At 71.0% G+C, this 17,429-nt stretch carries 12 protein-coding genes; 5 read left to right on the plus strand and 7 right to left on the minus strand.

Features of this window, described 5'->3' with window-relative positions; all coding sequences use genetic code 11:
- Positions 1–204 precede the first annotated feature (204 nt).
- Positions 205–2,931: a discoidin domain-containing protein gene (locus tag ACP4J3_RS03570; protein ID WP_426530248.1), complete on the minus strand. Its 2,727-nt coding sequence runs from the start codon at positions 2,929–2,931 to the stop codon at positions 205–207.
- A gap of 439 nt (positions 2,932–3,370) precedes the next feature.
- Here ACP4J3_RS03570 and ACP4J3_RS03575 point away from each other — a divergent pair, with 439 nt between their 5' ends.
- Entirely contained in the window at positions 3,371–4,165 is a 795-nt protein-coding gene (locus ACP4J3_RS03575) for an SDR family NAD(P)-dependent oxidoreductase (RefSeq protein ID WP_426530250.1), read from the plus strand.
- Between the two features lie 123 nt (positions 4,166–4,288).
- Here the strand turns inward: ACP4J3_RS03575 and ACP4J3_RS03580 are convergent, their stop codons facing one another.
- Positions 4,289–4,711 carry a YjbQ family protein gene (locus ACP4J3_RS03580; RefSeq protein ID WP_426530252.1) on the minus strand — a complete coding sequence of 141 codons (423 nt, stop codon included), beginning with the start codon at positions 4,709–4,711 and terminating at the stop codon, positions 4,289–4,291.
- 74 nt (positions 4,712–4,785) lie between these two features.
- Here ACP4J3_RS03580 and ACP4J3_RS03585 point away from each other — a divergent pair, with 74 nt between their 5' ends.
- Positions 4,786–5,871, plus strand: coding sequence for an NAD(P)-binding domain-containing protein (locus ACP4J3_RS03585; protein ID WP_426530254.1), 1,086 nt, complete (start codon positions 4,786–4,788; stop codon positions 5,869–5,871).
- A 44-nt stretch (positions 5,872–5,915) separates the two neighbouring features.
- Here ACP4J3_RS03585 and mltG read toward each other — a convergent pair whose 3' ends face one another.
- On the minus strand, positions 5,916–6,773 hold the full coding sequence (mltG, locus tag ACP4J3_RS03590) for an endolytic transglycosylase MltG (protein ID WP_426530256.1): 858 nt from the start codon (positions 6,771–6,773) through the stop codon (positions 5,916–5,918).
- 43 nt (positions 6,774–6,816) lie between these two features.
- Positions 6,817–8,619, minus strand: coding sequence for an ABC transporter ATP-binding protein (locus tag ACP4J3_RS03595; RefSeq protein WP_426530258.1), 1,803 nt, complete (start codon positions 8,617–8,619; stop codon positions 6,817–6,819).
- Positions 8,620–8,712: 93 nt separating this feature from the next.
- Between ACP4J3_RS03595 and ACP4J3_RS03600 the strand changes: the two genes are divergently transcribed.
- On the plus strand, positions 8,713–9,162 hold the full coding sequence (locus ACP4J3_RS03600; protein WP_426530260.1) for a MarR family winged helix-turn-helix transcriptional regulator: 450 nt from the start codon (positions 8,713–8,715) through the stop codon (positions 9,160–9,162).
- Between the two features lie 100 nt (positions 9,163–9,262).
- On the opposite strand, the gene dctA is transcribed toward ACP4J3_RS03600, so the two are convergent.
- The 3 genes from dctA to ACP4J3_RS03615 form a co-directional block, all read right to left on the minus strand.
- Positions 9,263–10,708, minus strand: a complete 1,446-nt coding sequence (gene dctA, locus ACP4J3_RS03605; protein WP_426530261.1) for a C4-dicarboxylate transporter DctA — start codon at positions 10,706–10,708, stop codon at positions 9,263–9,265.
- A gap of 175 nt (positions 10,709–10,883) precedes the next feature.
- A complete protein-coding gene (locus tag ACP4J3_RS03610) occupies positions 10,884–12,536 on the minus strand; it encodes a peptide-N4-asparagine amidase (RefSeq protein WP_426530263.1) in 1,653 nt (550 codons plus the stop codon).
- A gap of 48 nt (positions 12,537–12,584) precedes the next feature.
- Positions 12,585–13,334, minus strand: a complete 750-nt coding sequence (locus tag ACP4J3_RS03615) for a hypothetical protein (protein ID WP_426530265.1) — start codon at positions 13,332–13,334, stop codon at positions 12,585–12,587.
- Between the two features lie 226 nt (positions 13,335–13,560).
- On the opposite strand from ACP4J3_RS03615, the gene ACP4J3_RS03620 reads away from it, so the two are divergent.
- Together ACP4J3_RS03620 and ACP4J3_RS03625 are read left to right on the plus strand one after the other, a co-directional pair.
- The gene (locus ACP4J3_RS03620) at positions 13,561–15,519 is read left to right on the plus strand and encodes an ABC transporter transmembrane domain-containing protein (RefSeq protein WP_426530267.1); all 1,959 of its coding nucleotides are present in this window, start codon (positions 13,561–13,563) and stop codon (positions 15,517–15,519) included.
- The gene (locus tag ACP4J3_RS03625) at positions 15,516–17,303 is read left to right on the plus strand and encodes an ABC transporter ATP-binding protein (protein ID WP_426530269.1); all 1,788 of its coding nucleotides are present in this window, start codon (positions 15,516–15,518) and stop codon (positions 17,301–17,303) included. The genes ACP4J3_RS03620 and ACP4J3_RS03625 overlap by 4 nt, the downstream gene beginning before the upstream one ends.
- Positions 17,304–17,429 lie beyond the last annotated feature (126 nt).

The following is a 17,429-nucleotide window of genomic DNA, read 5'->3' on the forward strand; positions in this document are numbered from 1 at the left end:
AAGGGTTAATCGTGCGATGAGATGACAACGTTTTGCGTGCCCCGAGGCGTGAATTTCGTGCGCCGGGGGATGCGTTCCGTGCGCTGTCGCATGCTCCTGCGCGGTCAGTGAAGGAGGGGAAATAAAAAAGGGCCGTGCCCCCCGGTTCGAAAACCGGGGGGCAGAGCCCTTCCTGGCTGATCCTTTTGTGATTGATCCGTGGAATTAAGGCTCCTGAATGACCCTCAATTCCTTGATTCCCGGTCGCTTCCCGTCGTTTCCGGGATCAGCCGCCCGCACTTCCACCCTCACGAAGCGGGCGGTGCCGCCGGGCGTCACCTCGCGCCAGTTCTCGCCGTCGGCGGAGGCGAGCAGCCGGTGCGAGGCCGGCCGGATGTCGGACCACGCCACCGAGACCTTGGAGACGCGCACCGTGCGCCCGAGGTCGACGGTCAGGTGGGCCTCGGCCGCCTTGGGCGACCAGAACGTGATCCCGTCCCCGTCCACGGCGGCGCCCGCGTACAGGCCGGGCTGCTCCGAGGTTGCCTCGGCCGGCCGGCAGCGGGCCACGTTGTCCGTCGGCTCCAGGTCGGGGCGGCGGGTCTTGAGGACCGCGGGCGCCGCGGCGCTGACGACCTGCGTGCCCTGTGGGGTCTCCAGCTCGAACGGCTCCCCCTGGATCAGCCGCACCCGCGTCTCCTCGGCGCCGATGGCCACCTCGTACGTCCTGCCGTGCGCGCGCAGGCCCTTGAGCGTGACGCCCTTCGACAGCTGCGGAGGGAGCATCGGGTCCAGGTGCACCTTGCCCGAGCGGGTGCGCAGTCCGGTGAGCCCGTGGGTGAAGACCTGTACGAAGCCGCCCTTCCCGGTCAGGAAGTCCTCGGCGGGGAACCCCGCGTGCGGATCACCGGCGCCGGCCGCCCGCTCCCCGCGCGCCTCGGAGAACAGCGCGAACGGCCCCCGTACGAAGGGTCGGATGGACCGCATCAGATACGTGTCGGTGACACAGCCGGGCTTGCCGATGGCCGCCGCGTCCACCGCGTGCACCGAGTCCGTCATGGCGGGGCCGTCCGGGTCGGAGCGGGCGGCGTAGTAGTCGAGGGTGTTGGCGGCCGCCTCGTCGGACATGGGCCATTCGAGGGGGTAGATCAACAGGACGGCGTCGGCCTGTTTGATCGGGTCGCCCTTGTAGCCGTCGTACTGCCGGAAGACCTTCGCCTCCTTGTCGTACAGGATCCGCAGCCGGTCGGCGATGGCCGTCCAGCTGTCCGGTGCGCGCTCGCCGAGGACGCCGGCGGCACGGGTGGCATGGCGCAGCGCGGTGGCGGCGGCCGCGTTGGTGTAGACGGCGTCGTTCTTGTAGTTGCTGTACTCGTCGGGCCCGGAGACGTTCTTGATGGAGTAGCTGCCATCGCCGTTGCGGGTCACGCGGCTCTCCCAGAACTCGGCGATGCCCTTGAGCAGCGGCCAGCCCCGCTCGCGCAGCCACTGACTGTCGGCGGTCTGCTGGTAGAACTGCCAGGCGGCGAGGGCGATGTCGGCCTGGAGGTGGATCTGGGTGCGGCAGTGATCCGGCTCCACGCTGTGGCACTCCGACTCAAGGTCCCCCTTGTCGGCGCTCGTCCACGGGAAGAACAGGCCGCGTCGCCCCAGCGCTATGGCGTTCTGCCGGGCGGCCGGCATCGTGCGGTAGCGGTACTCCAGGACCGGCCGGGCGAGTTCGGGCCGGAAGGCCAGCAGGCCCGGGAACATCCAGGTCTCGGCGTCCCAGAACTTCAGGCCCGCGTAGTCGTCACTGGTCAGACCGGCCGGGGCGATGCTGTCCGGCGATCCGGCCCGGGAGTTCGCCAGCAGTCCGTAGAGGCTGGAGCGCAGCCATCTCTGCAGCTCGGGATGGCCGTTCACCTCGATGTCGCCACTCCACAGCTGCTCCCACTCGGCGACGTGTCGTCCGAGCAGCCGCTCCCAGCCACGATCTGCGGCCCGCCGCGACTCCTCCGCGGCGCTCTGCGCGGGCCGGCGGGAGGTCAGCCCGGTATCGACGCCGACGAACTTGGTGAACGCGTACGAGCGCCCGTCGCGCACCGGCAACATCGCTGATTGGTGCGCCGTCAGCCCTTCGCCGCCACGGGACCGGCCACGCACCGGAACGCCCGCGTCCGGGCGCAGCGTCGACACCACCGCCCCGTCCACGCCGGTGCCGTCGGTCCGGAACGCCACGGCGATCCGGTCGTCGACGGACCCGCCGGGCTCGTCCCCGGTGGCCGAGATGCGCCGCGCTCCCCGGCCGTCGATGAGGTCGGTGACGCTCGCGGTGCCGCTCCAGCGCGGGGTGACGGACAGCCGTACGGCGCCGACGTGACGGTACTTGCGGTCGGCGACGACGTCGTAGACCAGGGCGGTGGCCCGGCCGTCGGTGGTGGTCCACGTCAGTGACGTGCGTACCAGGCCACAGCGCAGGAAGACGGTCTGCCGGTAGTCCGAGATCCGGTTGGTGGGGGTCGACGGGCCGAAGGTCTCCCGCCCGACGGTGACGGTCAGCCCGGACCAGGTGGGAAGTGCCGCGATGACGTGGCGGTCGTCGGCGGTCTGCTTGTTGTGCGCGTAGAGGCCGGCCACGAACGCCCCGTCGTAGCGGGGCGTCTTGAGCGGCCAGCCGGTGTCCCTCTCCGAGACGGAGTAGCCGGTGCCCGCAGGCGGCAGGCTCTGCCCGAGATAGCCGTTGGCGGCGTAGGCGTGGTGGTCGTTCGACGGATCGGTGGACGTGAGCGCCCAGTCGGAAGGCGCCGAGTGCCCCTTGTCGGGGCAGAGTTGGGCCGCCGCTCTAGCCGAGGGTGCGGCGTCGGCGAGAGCGGCGGTGGACAGGAGCGTGCCGATGACGAGAGGGATCGTCAGCCGGGCGCGGCGTGACGGCCGTAAGGGCGACGCGGGTCGCCTTCGCGCATGCAGCATGAGGGATCTCCACAGGATGGGTGGACGGGACGTCTGAAACGGGGGCTCGGCCGAGCCGCGCGGGCAGGCACACGTGCCGAGGCGCCAGAGGGGCAGGCCGGGACGGCGACAGCGTCAGCGGACGCGTATGTACGGCGCTCCCGAGAGACGGACGACGGGCCGGCATGCGGTGTCCAGACCCTTCACCGTCATCCCTGCTGCCCTCCCCAGGGTGTGTCCCGTCGTCAACTTCGCATTACCCAGAGCGATATGACGACAACCATGCGTAGCGGCCGCCGCTCCCGTGCGCCCTCAACGCACTCCGGCACCTTGGGTCGCGCCCCTGGTCCCCCGGCGCGTACCGGTGTCCCGCCGCGCCCTCTTCTGTATGACTGGTGGTGCCCCGGAACCACCCGCGGGTACTCCATCCCTCCCCGCACGAAAGGCTTGGGGGAACGGCATGCAGATCGATCTGAAGGGCCGCACCGCTCTGGTGACCGGCTCCACCCAGGGCATCGGCGCCGCGATCGCCTCGGGTCTGGCCCGCGCCGGCGCCCGGGTCGGCGTCAACGGTCGCTCGGCCGAACGGGTGCGGCGGGCCGTGGACCGGTTGACCAGCGAAGCGCCCGGCGCCGAGCTGGTGCCGGTGGCCGCCGACGTGACCACGGAAGAGGGGGCGCGGCAGGCGGTGGATGCCCTGTCCCAGGTGGACATCCTCGTCAACAGCCTCGGCATCTTCGAGTCCGCCGACCCCCTGGAGATCAGCGACGAGGAGTGGCGGCGCTACTTCGAGGTGAACGTCCTGGCCGCCGTGCGCCTCACACGTCTCCTCCTGCCGGGCATGACCGGACGCGGCTGGGGACGCGTCCAGTACATCGCCAGCGACTCGGCGATCGTCACCCCCGCCGAAATGATCCACTACGGCATGTCGAAGACCGCCCTGCTCGCCGTGAGCCGGGGCTTCGCCAAACAGGCCGCCGGCACCGGTGTCACGGTGAACTCCGTCATCGCGGGCCCCACCCACACGCGAGGCGTGGAGGACTTCGTCTACCAACTCGTCGACCGCAACCTGCCCTGGGAGAAGGCCCAGCGCGTCTTCATGCGGGAGCACCGACCACAGTCCCTGCTCCAGCGGCTGATCGAGCCGGAGGAGATCGCCAACATGGTTGTCTACCTCAGCTCCGACCAGGCCTCGGCGACCACCGGCGGGGCCCTGCGCGTCGACGGCGGTTATGTTGACTCGATCCTCCCCTGAACCGGGGTGCCTGAAGGGTGGAGCACTGGGCAAGAGTGCGGTAGTGGTCGGCTGCAGGCCGCTGAAAATGTTCGCCGTCGGCGTGGTGAGGCAATATGGCGTCCGCGCCCAGGATGATCCTGCTCAGCCCAGGAAGCTCAGTCGCACCTGACGGTTGGGATTGTCTTTATTGGTGTCCACCAGGCACACCGACTGCCACGTCCCGAGTTCCAGGTGCCCGCCGAGCACCGGCAGCGTCGCGTGGGGCGCGACGATGGCCGGCAGGACGTGGTCGCGGCCGTGGCCGGGGCTGCCGTGGCGGTGCTGCCAGCGGTCGTCGGCGGGGAGCAGGGTGTGCAGGGCGGCCAGGAGGTCGTCGTCGCTGCCGGCGCCCGTCTCGATGATCGCGACACCGGCGGTCGCATGCGGCACGAAGATGTTGAGCAGGCCGTCGCGGCCGGCCGCCGCTTCCCGCAGGAATGCCTCGCAGTCGCGGGTGATGTCCACGACCCGCTCCGTGGAGCCGGAGGCGACGTTCAGAACTCGGGTGGTGAAGGCGTCTGACATGTCCTCCATCCTGACCCATGCACAGGGGTTCACGCGGCGGGAAGATCCGCGCCTTCGCCGCGGTTAGTAGAAGCGTGAACAACATTGGGGCGGTCGAAGAAGTCGACGTAGTCGTCACAGGCGCCGGCCAGGCAGGTCTCTCCAGCGCCTACCACCTGCGGCGCACCGGTTTCGAGCCCGGCCGTGACTTCGTCGTCCTCGACCACTCCCCCGGTCCGGGCGGCGCCTGGCAGTTCCGGTGGCCGTCGCTTACGTACGGCAAGGTGCACGGGATGCACTCGCTGCCGGGCATGGAGCTGACCGACGCCGACCCCGGGCGGCCGTCGTCCGAGGTCATCGCCGAGTACTTCGACACCTACGAACGCACCTTCGGCCTGCGGGTCCGGCGGCCCGTCGACGTGCGTGCCGTGCGCGAGGGCCCGGGCGGCCGGCTGCTCGTCGAGACCTCGGCGGGGACGTGGGCGACACGGGCGCTGATCAACGCGACCGGCACCTGGGACCGGCCGTTCTGGCCGCGCTACCGCGGCCAGGAGACGTTCCGGGGACGGCAGTTGCACACCGCACAGTACCCCGGGCCACAGGAGTTCGCAGGTCAGCGGGTCGTGGTGGTGGGCGGCGGAGCCTCCGGCACGCAGCATCTGCTGGAGATCGCCCCGTACGCGGCGGCCACGACCTGGGTCACTCGGCGCCCGCCCGTCTTCCGCGAGGGCCCCTTCACCGAGGACGTGGGCCGCGCGGCGGTCGCGCTCGTCGAGGACAGGGTCCGGCAGGGGCTGCCGCCGAAGAGCGTCGTGTCGGTCACGGGGCTGCCGCTGAACGACGCCGTACGGCAGGGGCTCGCGGACGGCGTCCTGGACCGCCTGCCCATGTTCGACCGGATCACGCCGGACGGCGTGGAGTGGCAGGACGGTCGGCGGGTGACCGCGGACGTCATCCTGTGGGCGACCGGGTTCCGGGCCGCGATCGACCATCTGGCCCCGCTGCGCCTACGTGAGCCGGGCGGCGGCATCCGGGTGGACGGCACGCGCGCGGTCGCCGATCCCCGGGTCCACCTGGTCGGCTACGGCCCCTCCGCCAGCACGATCGGCGCCAACCGGGCCGGCCGCGCGGCCGTACGGGACATCAGGCGGCTGCTGGCCGAGGAGCCGGTGGCGGCGTGAGGCGCCGACGGGCGGGCCGGGATCCCGTATGACGTCCCGTCGGCTCAGTTGGTCTGCTTCGGGCTCGCCTTCTGCTTCTGCCGGGAGTTGAACTCGGCGACGTTGCGCTGGTGTTCGGCGTAGTCGGCGGTGAAGCGGGTGTCGCCCGGCTTGACCGTGACGAAGTACAGCCAGTCGCCCGCGGCCGGACTGGTCGCCGCGCGCATGGCGTCGTCACCGGGGTTGTCGATCGGCGTGGGCGGCAGGCCCATGCGCTGGTACGAGTTGTAGGGGCTCTCGATCCGGGTGTCGGCCTCCGTCGTGCGGAGCGTGGAGCGGTTCAGCGCGTAGTTGATGGTGGAGTCCATCTGGAGCGGCATGCCGCGTTCGAGCCGGTTGAAGATCACCCGGGCCACCTTGCCCATGTCGGTCTTGGTGGCGGCCTCGGCCTGGACGATGCTGGCGATGGTGACCGCCTGATAGACGTTCATGGCGTTGCGTTGCGCGCCGGCGGCAATCGGGGCGCCGCTGAACTTCTTGTTGGCGGTGTCGACCATGGCCGACAGCAGGGAGTCCGGCGTCGCCCTCTTCCCGTTCTCCTCCAGGGGGTACGTCGCCGGGAAGAGGTAGCCCTCCGGGTTGCCGTCGGCTGCGTTCGGCAGCTTGAGGTCGAGCTTGGCGAGGGACTTCTTCGTCGTGCCGGACGGCAGGGCGAGGGCCTTGTCGACGGCGGTGTAGACCTGGCTCGCCCGCCAGCCCTCCGGGATCACCAGCGAGGTGGGCCGCGCCGCCTCCTCCTCGCCCATGACCAGCAGCGGCACCGCCACGGCGGTGCCGGCCACGACGGCGCCGGCGGCGATGAGAGCCATACGCCCCCGGCGCGTCAGTCGAATCGTGCTCCGTGGCGGAGTGTTGAAGTACATGCGGGCACGGTAACCCGCACATGCTTACAAAGCTGGCATATCGTCACCCCGTCGGCTCCAGTTGCGCATCCCGGCGCACCAGCGCCGCATAGCGCCCCTCCCGCTCCAGCAACTCCCCGTGCGTGCCCCGTTCGGCGACCCGCCCCGCGTCGAGCACCACGATCTGGTCGGCGCCCCTGATGGTGGACAGCCGGTGCGCGATGGTGACGGTGGTGCGGTTGGCCGACAGGGCGTCGATGGCCTCCTGGACGGCGTGCTCGGTGCGGGTGTCCAGGGCGCTGGTCGCCTCGTCGAGGATGAGGACCGGGGGGTCGCGCAGAATGGTGCGGGCGATGGCCAGGCGCTGCTTCTCACCGCCGGAGAAGCGGTGTCCGCGCTCGCCGACGACCGTGTCGTAGCCGTCGGGCAGCGCCGCGATGTGGTCGTGGATCTGGGCCGCCCGCGCCGCCGCGTGCAGTTCCTCGTCGGTGGCGTCCGGCTTGGCGAAGCGCAGGTTGTCGGCGACCGAGGCGTGGAAAAGGTACGTCTCCTGCGAGACGACGCCGACCGCGCGGGCGAGGGTGTCGAAGTCGAGGTCGCGCACGTCGACCCCGTCGAGGGTGACCCGGCCGCCGGTCACGTCGTACAGGCGCGGCACGAGATGGCCGAGCGTCGACTTTCCGGCGCCGGTCGGGCCGACCACCGCGAGGCTGCCGCCGGCCGGGACGGTGAGGTCGATGCCGTCGAGGATGGGGCCGCCCTTGCCGTCGTAGTCGAACTCGACGTTCTCGAAGCGGACCTCGCCCTTGACGCGGTCGAGGTGGACGGGGTCCTTGCGCTCGGTGATGTCGATGGGCAGGTCGAGGTACTCGAAGATGCGCTGGAACAGCGCGAGCGAGGTCTGGATCTGGACGCCGGTGGACAGCAGACTGACGGCCGGCCGGAACAGGCCCTGCTGGAGCGAGACGAAGGCGACGATCGTGCCGATGGAGACCTGCGGGCCGCCGAGTTGGAGGGCCATTCCCGCGGTCCAGTAGATGAAGGCGGGCATGGCGGCCATGACGATGGTGATGACGGCCATGCGCCAGCGGCCGGCCATGTTCGACCGCACCTCGAGGTCGACCAGCCGCTCGGACTCCTGAGAGAAGGCGTCGGTGAGCGAGCCCGAACGGCCCATCGTCCGGCCGAGCAGAATGCCGCTGACCGAGAGCGACTCGGTGACGGTGGCGGCCATCGCGGCCATCTGCTTCTGGCGCTGGGTGGTGATCTTCTTGCGCTCGCTGCCGACGCGGCGACTGATCCAGACGAAGACCGGCAGCAGGACCAGGGAGACGACGGTCAGGCGCCAGTCGAGGGCGATCATCGCGACGATAGTGGCGATCACGCTGGTGGCGTTGGAGACCAGGGAGGTCGCGGTGGAGGTGACGGTGGCCTGCATGCCGCCGATGTCGTTGGCGATGCGGGACTGGACCTCGCCGGTGCGGGTGCGGGTGAAGAAGGCGAGCGACATGCGCTGCAGACGGCCGTAGACCGAAGTGCGCAGGTCGTGCATGACGCGCTGGCCGACCGTCGTGGAGATCAGCGTCTGGAGCACGCCGAAGACGCTGGTCAGGACGGCGCTGAGGATCATGCCGAGCGCGAGCAGGCTGAGCAGGCCGGTGCGGCCCTCGGGGATCGCGACGTCGAGGATCGCCTTGAGCAGGAACGGCGTGGCGACGCCGACCAGCGACGAGGCGCCGACGAGGAGTCCGACGACGGCCAGGCGTCCGCGGTAGGGACGGAAGAGTCTGAGGATGCGGCGCACCTGCCGCGGCTGTCCCTGCTGCGCGGCCGATGGCGTCCAGGCGGGTTCGTGGTCGGGATGCATGGGCTCCTACGGAGGTGTGGCGATGCGGACTGACGGAGCTTAGCTCATTGTTACCTATACTCACAATGAGGCTGATCCTGATATTGTTCCCGCATGACCACCCCCGATCCCGACGGCCCGCTCGCCGAGCAGTTGCTGCGCTTGACCCGACGGGTGCACCGGATCCAGAAACGTCACCTCCAGGAGTGCGGCCTGGGCATCACCCCGGCCCAGTCCCGCCTGCTGCGCACACTGGCGCACTATGACTCACCGCCCCGGATGGCCGATCTCGCCGAGCGCCTGGAGGTGGTCCCGCGCGCGGTGACGACGCTGGTCGACGGGCTGGAGGCGAGCGGGAAGGTCCGGCGGGTGCCCGATCCGACGAACCGGCGGGTGATCCGGATCGAGATCACCGACGACGGCCGCAAGGCCCTGCGGGAGCTGCACGGCGCGCGGCGCTCGGCCGCCGAGGAGATCCTGGCGCCGCTGACGGACGATCAGCGTGCGGTGCTGGGCGAGTTGCTGGACACGCTGATCGACGGGACCGCTGCGCGGGGGTGCTGAACGCTGCTGAACAGCGCCGAGCGGCGCTGAACAGGAAAGGCCGCGGCCACCGCTCCGGGTTGCTGGAGCGGTGGCCGCGGCCCGTGTTGCCGAATGAAGGTCAACCGGCCTCGGTGGCCGCCTCCTTGGCCGTGCGGGCCGATGCGGTGACAGGCTCCGCGGCGTCGGGCGTCCCGGGCTTCTTCTCCAGTTCCGGCGTCCCCGGCTCCTCGCCCTCCTTGCTCTCCTCGTCCTCCTCCAGGTCGACCACGATCTCGCCGTCCAGGACCTTCTTGGCCCGGTCCCTGTCCAGCGCGCCCTCCCAGCGGGAGACCGCGAAGACGGCGACGCAGTTGCCGAGCAGGTTGGTGACGACGCGCATCGAGTCCATGATGCGGTCCACGCCGAGCAGCAGGGCGACGGCCCCGGCCGGGATGGCGCCCAGCGAGGACGCGGTCGCGGACAGGGCGAGGAACGCCGAGCCGGGGATGCCCGCCATGCCCTTGCTGGTCAGCATCAGCACCAGGATCACGGTGATCTGCTGACCGACGCTGAGATCCACGCCCACGGCCTGGGCGATGAACAGCGTGCCGATGGACAGGTAGAGCGAGGCGCCGTCGAGGTTGAAGGAGTAGCCCGTCGGCAGCACCAGGCCCACGGCGTCGTCACGGGCGCCGGCCTTGCGCAGCTTCTGCATCACCCGGGGCAGCACCGACTCGGTGGAGGCGGTGCCGAGCGCGAGCAGCATCTCCTCGCGGATGTACCGCAGGAACTTCCACAGGCTGAGCCCGGTGACGACCCTCAGGGCGATCGCCAGGAGCACGATGAACAGCGCGGCGGCCGCGTAGCACAGGACGATCAGCTTGCCGTACGTCTCGATCACGCCGAGGCCGTAGTTGCCGATCAGGACGGCCATCGCGCCGAACACCGCGAGCGGCGCCAGCCGCATGACGAAGCCGACGATCGCGAAGATGACCTCCTGCGCCTGCTCGATGGCGCGCAGCACCTGCGGCACCTTCGTGTGACCGAGATGCAGCAGCGCGGCACCCACCAGACAGGCCAGCACCAGCACCTGCAACAGGGAGTTCTCGGCGAAGGCTCCGATGAAGGAGGTGGGAATGGTGTCCAGCACGAACTGGGTCGTCGAGGGCAGATGACCGCCCCCCGTCTTCTCGTCGACCGCGGAGGCGTCGAGGGAGGACGGGTCGACGTTCATCCCGGACCCCGGCTGCACCACATTGGCGGCGAGGAGCCCGATGACCAGCGCGAGCGTGCTCGCGACCTCGAACCAGATCAGGGCCTTCAGCCCGATCCGGCCGAACGCCTTCAGGTCACCGGCCTTGGCGATGCCGACGACGACCACGCAGAACACGAGCGGCGAGATGATCGTCTTGATGAGCCGGATGAAACCGTCGCCGAGCGGCTTCAGATCCGCGGCGAAGTCGGGCCACAGCTTCCCGACGACGACTCCGAGCACGATCGCGCAGGCGACCTGCGCGAACAGAGAGGTACGCAGCATGCGTGCGACGCGTCGCGGCAGGGACGGCGACGGTACGGACGGCGGCACGGGCACTCCTTGGGGACGGCGGCACACAGAAGCCCATGGGGCGACGGGGGACTTCTGCGATACGGAAAGCGCATTCCGTGCCGATCACTCTGCGGGTGATGTTGGTCTTGTACAAGGCCTCCGTGTTGCATCCGTGTAAATCACCCCCCGCGTGACGCATCGCACACACGGCACCTCAGCAGCGGTGGCGGTCCTCGGTGAGCACCCCTTGGACGCTGGTCAGAGAGCGGTCGTAGCAACCGCCCGAGCCGTACCACCGGTAGCGCTCGCTCGTCGTGCCGACCGCGTGCCGCTGGTCGCGCGGGACGTTCAACGTCCAGGCGGCATCGCCCTCGACAGTGTCGTCGAGCCACGACCACGCGGTCCGCCGCCCGCCCTCGGTCGTGGCGACCGAGGCCCGGTCACCGAGGGTCAGCACCGTGCGCAGCCGGTCGCCCGCGCCGATCGTGATGGAGCCGTCCATCGTGTACGTCCGCTGGGTGCGCGTCGTTCGGGCCGGTCCGCGTCCGTCGACGGTGACCGACTGGTCGTCCGTCCATCGCGCGTCGAGGGCGTCCAGGTTCTCGCCGTCGGTCCAGCGGTGCGCGGAGTCGTTCGCCAGCGACCGGCGCACGGTGGTCGTCACCCGGCCGTGCGAGGTGTCGACGTATCCGGCGACGGTCAGCCGGTGACCGCCCTGCGTGTCCACACGGTGCTGCGAACCCGGCGTGTAGGTCGAGGAGTTGGCAAGGTCGCCGACGCGGTGCTCGGTGAGCTCGCCGGTGACGTGCGCGCTCTTCGCGTCCTGCCAGACGAGGACGTTCACGGGCGCGCTCCAGCCGCTCTGCCCCTCGGGAACGCCGACGACCAGGACCTCGACGCGGTGCGGGCGGCCGTCGTTGAGGAGGCCGGCGAACGGCGTCAGGTCGTATTCGATCGGCTTGACGTCGAAGGCGCGCGGCCCCGGGGTGACGTACCAGAGGAAGGGGTTGGACCAGCCGCCGGTCCACACGTGCGGGAACGGCGCGGCGATGCCGGCCAGTTGGCCGTCCACCTTGATCTGCACCTCTCGATAGGGGCCGTCGGCGGCCTTGCAGGAGTAGGGCGCCGGGTCGGGTGCGGACAGGTACCAGAACTCCTCGCAGCCGCCGCCGGAGCCGGTGGCGTACACCTCGGCGACGATGCGTTCGCTGTTGCGCGGGGTGGTGAGGGTGCCGTCCTGGAGGGTGAGGACGCGGTCGGGGGCGGCGGCGGGGCGGCCCGTGTAGAACGTCAGGGTGACCTTGACGTCGATGATGCCGGTGTAGGTGTCGTTGACGACGTTGCCGATGAGCATCTCGACGTCCTGGCCGCGGCGGAGGGTGTCGCCGTAGCGCGTGACGTCCTTCTCCACGGACCACTCGATGCCGTCGGGGGACGGCTCCGGAGTCGACGTACGGAAGACCTCGACCCCGCCGATGTGCAGATAGCCGAGCCGGTCGTACTGGCGGCCCTTGACCTTGCCGTCCATGCGCAGCACGACCTTGCTCCAGCGATCGCCGCAGCCGTCGGGCGGTGCGTAGGTGCCCCGGTACGGGGTGAAGTCGCGGAACTGGGCCTTGGCGACGGTGACCTGGCAGGACTTGCCGGAGGGCTTGGTGACGGGTGGGGCGGCGGTGATGGGGTCGTGCCAGTCGGTGCCGAACTCTGCCGGGACATCGACCGATCGGGCTCGCTCATCGGACAGCTGCGCGGGCACACGGGCAGATTGGGCGGGTGCACCGGCTGATTGGGCGGGGGACGCCCCGAGGAGTGAGGTCGCCAGGAGGGTCGCCCCGGCGAACATGGACATGACGATCCGTCTCTTCATGGGCGGTGTTCTACGGGGAGTCGGGCGTCCGCCGCAATGAGGCCCCCGTCAGTGCGAGCCTTTCAGGTCGGCCCTGTCACCCATCACCACCACGGGATGCCGGGCCGGATCGAGCGTGCGCAGCAGGTACTCCATGGCCGATTCGGACACGCTCGCACAGGCCGACGTGCCGCTGCCGTGGTCCATGTGCAGCCAGATGCCGCCGCCCTTGTGCTCGCCCTGGGGGCGGGTGGGGTCGTTGGGCGGAGTGCCCTTGATCCGGTTGTAGTCGATGGCGATGACGTAGTCGAAGTCGTGCCAGTACGACTTCGCCCACCAGCGCGGCGCGGCGAAGGCGGCCGACCTCGTGTACGGCAGCCTGGATCCGGGGTTCTTCAGTACGCCGCCCGCGTCGCCGAGCGTGAACACGCCTACGGGGCTGCGGTTGTCGCCCTCGTGGTGGTCGGTGGTCCAGCCCTTCCTGCCGTTGTGCGCGGGCCAACTGCGCACGCGGTCCCAGGTGGAGCCATGCCTGGTGTAGAGCACGACGGTGGAGTCCGGGGAGTCCTTTCCGGCGCCGTAGACCGCCACGACCTGGCGGGAGTCGGCGGGGATGCGCCGCTGCCATCGGTCGCCGAAGTCCGGGATGCGGGTCCGATCGACGGGGGCGGCGGCCGAGCGGGTGGGGGCGGGCTTGCCCACACCCACGCCCGCGTCGCCCGCTCCGCGCTGCGCGCCGCCGCACGCGCTCAGGGTCGTCAGCAGGGAACCAACGGCCGCCGTCACGGCCAACGCACGCCATGCTCCACCGTTCCGCATCGTTCCATGGTCGCACCGTGCTCGCCGGCGGGGCCTGACCGGTGGTCAGCAGGCTGTCCGGGCGGGCCGGAAGTGCGCGACGCCCCGGAAAACCGTTTGCGCCCGGCCACGCTGCGACGCGAACCTGTCACGGTTTGCTGCCGCCGGGCGCTGCCCGCTCTGCGCGCATCGACCGTAGACCGACCCCCGATCCCTCCCCCCCACTGACACGAGCCACTGGGACGTCATGCAGATTCGAGATCTTCCGTATCCCGACCCGGGTGTGCCGGACGCACACTCAGGTCCCCGATTCCTGTGGTGGCTCTTCAGGAACCAACTGGGCGGCCAGGCCAAAGCCCTGGCCTGGGGCCTGGTGCACTTCCTGTCCGTCTCCGCGCTGCCGTTCTGTGTCGGCTTCGCCGTACAGGCCGTCGTCGACCGCTCCGGCACCCGACTCGCCCTCGCGGGCGGACTGCTTCTGCTGTGCTCTGCCGGAAACGCCATCGGCGACACCTTCCTGCACCGCGCCGCCGTCACCAACTGGATCACGGCCGCCGCCCGCGTCCAGCAGGTACTGGCCCGCAAGACCGCCCAACTGGGCTCGGCGCTCACCCGCCGCGTCGCGGCCGGCGAGGTCGTGGCCGTCTCCACCGGTGACGTCGAGAAGATCGGCTGGTTCGTCGAGGCCTGGTCGCGCTTCACCGCGGCGGCCCTCACCGTCGTGGCGGTCTGCGTCGGGCTGGTCGTCTACCAGCCGGCACTCGGTGTGGTCGTCGCCGTGGGCCTTCCGGTACTGGCGGTCGCCGTGCTGCCGCTGCTGCCGCGCGCGACCCGGCGGGCCGACTTCCAGCGCGAGAAGGCGGGCCGCGCCACCGAGCTGGCCTCCGACACCGTCGCCGGCCTGCGCGTCCTGCGCGGCATCGGCGGCGAGGAACTCTTCCTCGACCGCTACCGCGGCGCCTCCCAGGAAGTCCGCCACGCGGCCGTGCGCAGCGCCCGGATGTGGGCCCTGATCTCCGCGATCCAGGTGCTGATGCCGGGGCTGCTGCTGATCGCGGTGGTCTGGTACGGCGTCCACCTGGCCCGCGAGGGCCGGGTCGGCGTCGGCGAACTGGTCGCCGTCTACAGCTCGATCATGATTCTCACCTACCCGCTGCGGCACTTCGAAGAGATCGCCATGGCCTACTCCTTCTCCCGGCCCTCGGCCCGGCGCGCCGCGCACGTGCTGTCCCTGGAGCGGGCCACCGACACGGGCGGGTCGCTCGACGTGACCGAGCTGCCTTCCGGGGGTCTGTCCGGGGATCTGTACGACCCGGCCACCGGCCTGCTCGCCCCCACCGGCCGGCTCACCGCGGTGGTGTGCGGCGACCCGGACACGGCGGGCCGCCTGGCCGAACGGCTCGGCGGACACCCCTGGGAGGAGGGCACCTCGGTGCTCCTCGGCGGCGTCCCCCTCGACGAACTGCCCCTCGACCGCGCCCGCACGGCCGTGCTGGTGCAGGACAAGGACCCGGTGCTGCTCTCCGGCACGCTGCGCGAGCTCTTCGACGTGCCCAGGTCGGGCGACGTCGGCGCGGAGGAGGCGCTGGCGGCCGCGCAGTGCGAGGACGTCCTGGCGGCGCTGGTCCAGGGGTCGCTCGGCGTCGAGGACCCGATGGACGCCCGGATCACCGAGCGCGGCCGGTCCCTGTCCGGCGGCCAGCGCCAGCGCCTCGCGCTCGCCCGGTCGCTGATCACGGACCCCGAGGTGCTCGTCCTGGACGAGCCGACCTCGGCCGTCGACTCGCACACGGAGGCGCGCGTCGCGGAGGGCGTGCGAAACCTGCGGTCGGGACGCACGACCGTGGTGTTCACGTCGTCTCCCCTGCTCCTGGACCGCGCCGACCGGGTGGTCCTCGTCCACGAGGGCGAGGTCGCGGCGGTGGGCGTACACCGCGAGCTGGTGCACGCCGAGCCTCGGTACCGGGCCGTGGTGACCCGCGAGACCGACGAGGAGTCGGCGGCGGCCCGGAACGACGCTCCGGATGCGGGGGCCGACGGCGAGGGCGGACGTGGCGCGGGGTCTGCGCCCACCGACGGACATGGCGTGGGGCCTGCTCTCAAGGACGGACATGGCGCCGGGTCCGCTCTCAAGGACGGACGCGGCGCGGGGTCCGCCCTCGAGGACGTGCTGAAGGAACTGGAAGAGATCGAGGAGTCGGCATGATCGGCCTTGCGCCACCGGAGTACGACCCGGCGGCCCCGACGACGGCGAACACCCTGCCGGTCGGCGCCCCCGCGACCGTGCGTGCCTACGTGGTCGAGCTGTTCCGCCGGCACCGCCGCGCCTTCCTGCTCCTCATCACCGTCAACACGGTCGCGGTGGTGGCCTCGATGGCAGGCCCGTGGCTGCTGGGCGGACTGGTGGAACGGGTGTCCGACGGCGTCGCCGAACGCGACCTCCATCTGGAACTCACGGTCGGACTGTTCGCCGTCGCGCTCGCCGTCCAGGCGGTGTTCGTACGGCAGGTGCGGCTGCGCGGGGCGATGCTCGGCGAACGGATGCTGGCCGATCTGCGCGAGGACTTCCTCGTCCGCTCGGTCGGCCTGCCGCCCGGTGTGCTGGAGCGGGCCGGGACCGGCGATCTGCTGTCCCGGATCACGACGGACATCGACCGCTTGGCCAACGCCATGCGCGAGGCGGTGCCCCAGCTCGCGATCGGCGCGGTGTGGGTGGTCCTGCTGCTCGGCGGGCTCGTCGTCACCGCGCCGCCACTGGCCGCCGCCGTGCTGATCGCGGTGCCGCTGCTGGTGATCGGCTGCCGCTGGTACTTCAAGCGGGCGCCGTCCGCCTACCGCTCGGAGGCCGCCGGGTACGCCGCCGTGGCCGCCGCCCTCGCCGAGACCGTGGACGCCGGGCACACCGTCGAGGCGCACCGCCTCGGCGAGCGCCGCGTCGAGCTGTCGGACCGGCGGATCAAGGAGTGGACGGCCTGGGAGCGCTACACGCTCTGGCTGCGGTCGGTGCTCTTCCCGTTCATCAACGTCACCCACGTGTTGATCCTCGCCTCGGTCCTCATGGTCGGCGGTGTGTTCGTACTGCAGGGCTGGATCGGCGTCGGTCAGCTCACGACGGGTGCGCTGATCGCGCAGATGCTGGTCGACCCGGTCGGGCTGATCCTGCGCTGGTACGACGAGCTCCAAGTGGCCCAGGTGTCGCTGGCCCGGCTCGTCGGCGTCCGGGACATCGAGCCGGACGCCGGCGACGCCGGGCTCGCGCCCGACGGCCGCGACGTGCACGCCGACAAGGTGCACTTCGGCTACCTGGAGGGCGTGGACGTGCTGCGCAAGATCTCCCTGGAGGTCGCGCCCGGCACCCGACTGGCCCTGGTCGGCCCCTCGGGCGCCGGCAAGTCGACCCTGGGCAGGCTGCTGGCCGGTATCTACGCGCCCCGGGACGGCCGGATCACCCTCGGCGGCGCCGAACTGTCCCGGATGACCGCCGAACGGGTCCGCTCCCATGTGGCGCTGGTCAACCAGGAGCACCACGTCTTCGTGGGCTCCCTGCGCGACAACCTGCTGCTGGCCCGGACCGACGCGACCGACGCCGAGCTGTGGGCGGCGCTGGGCGCGGTCGACGCGGCCGACTGGGCCCGTGCGCTCGACGAAGGCCTCGACACCGAGGTCGGCTCGGGCGGCTTCGCGCTCACCCCGGCCCAGGCCCAGCAGATCGCCCTGGCCCGCCTGGTGCTGGCCGATCCGCACACGCTGGTCCTGGACGAGGCGACGTCCCTGCTCGACCCACGCGCCGCGCGCCACCTGGAACGCTCCCTGGCCCGCGTCCTCGACGGCCGCACCGTCGTGGCCATCGCCCACCGCCTCCACACCGCCCACGACGCGGACGTCATCGCGGTCGTGGAGAACGGCCGGATCAGCGAACTGGGCAGCCATGAGGAGCTGGTCAGGGCGGATGGGGCTTACGCGGCGTTGTGGCGGTCTTGGCATGGGTGAGTAGGGATTGTTGATGCGGGGGGTGGGGGTGGTTGGGCGCGGCGAGTGACAGGGATTGAATCCGGGGTCGGCTCGGCTCGATGAGTGGCAGGGCTCGGCCCCGGGCCTGGTCGGGCTCGGCGGATC

The organism is Streptomyces sp. UG1 (genome assembly GCF_049974585.1).
In the GTDB taxonomy this organism is placed as follows: domain Bacteria; phylum Actinomycetota; class Actinomycetes; order Streptomycetales; family Streptomycetaceae; genus Streptomyces.

Excerpts from the sequence above, each read along its gene's own strand:
- ACP4J3_RS03570 (WP_426530248.1), bottom strand. The coding sequence starts at position 2,931 with ATGCTGCATGCGCGAAGGCGACCCGCGTCGCCCTTACGGCCGTCACGC.
- ACP4J3_RS03575 (WP_426530250.1), top strand. The coding sequence starts at position 3,371 with ATGCAGATCGATCTGAAGGGCCGCACCGCTCTGGTGACCGGCTCCACC.
- ACP4J3_RS03580 (WP_426530252.1), bottom strand. The coding sequence starts at position 4,711 with ATGTCAGACGCCTTCACCACCCGAGTTCTGAACGTCGCCTCCGGCTCC.
- mltG (WP_426530256.1), bottom strand. The coding sequence starts at position 6,773 with ATGTACTTCAACACTCCGCCACGGAGCACGATTCGACTGACGCGCCGG.
- ACP4J3_RS03595 (WP_426530258.1), bottom strand. The coding sequence starts at position 8,619 with ATGCATCCCGACCACGAACCCGCCTGGACGCCATCGGCCGCGCAGCAG.
- ACP4J3_RS03600 (WP_426530260.1), top strand. The coding sequence starts at position 8,713 with ATGACCACCCCCGATCCCGACGGCCCGCTCGCCGAGCAGTTGCTGCGC.
- ACP4J3_RS03610 (WP_426530263.1), bottom strand. The coding sequence starts at position 12,536 with ATGAAGAGACGGATCGTCATGTCCATGTTCGCCGGGGCGACCCTCCTG.
- ACP4J3_RS03615 (WP_426530265.1), bottom strand. The coding sequence starts at position 13,334 with ATGCGGAACGGTGGAGCATGGCGTGCGTTGGCCGTGACGGCGGCCGTT.
- ACP4J3_RS03620 (WP_426530267.1), top strand. The coding sequence starts at position 13,561 with ATGCAGATTCGAGATCTTCCGTATCCCGACCCGGGTGTGCCGGACGCA.
- ACP4J3_RS03625 (WP_426530269.1), top strand. The coding sequence starts at position 15,516 with ATGATCGGCCTTGCGCCACCGGAGTACGACCCGGCGGCCCCGACGACG.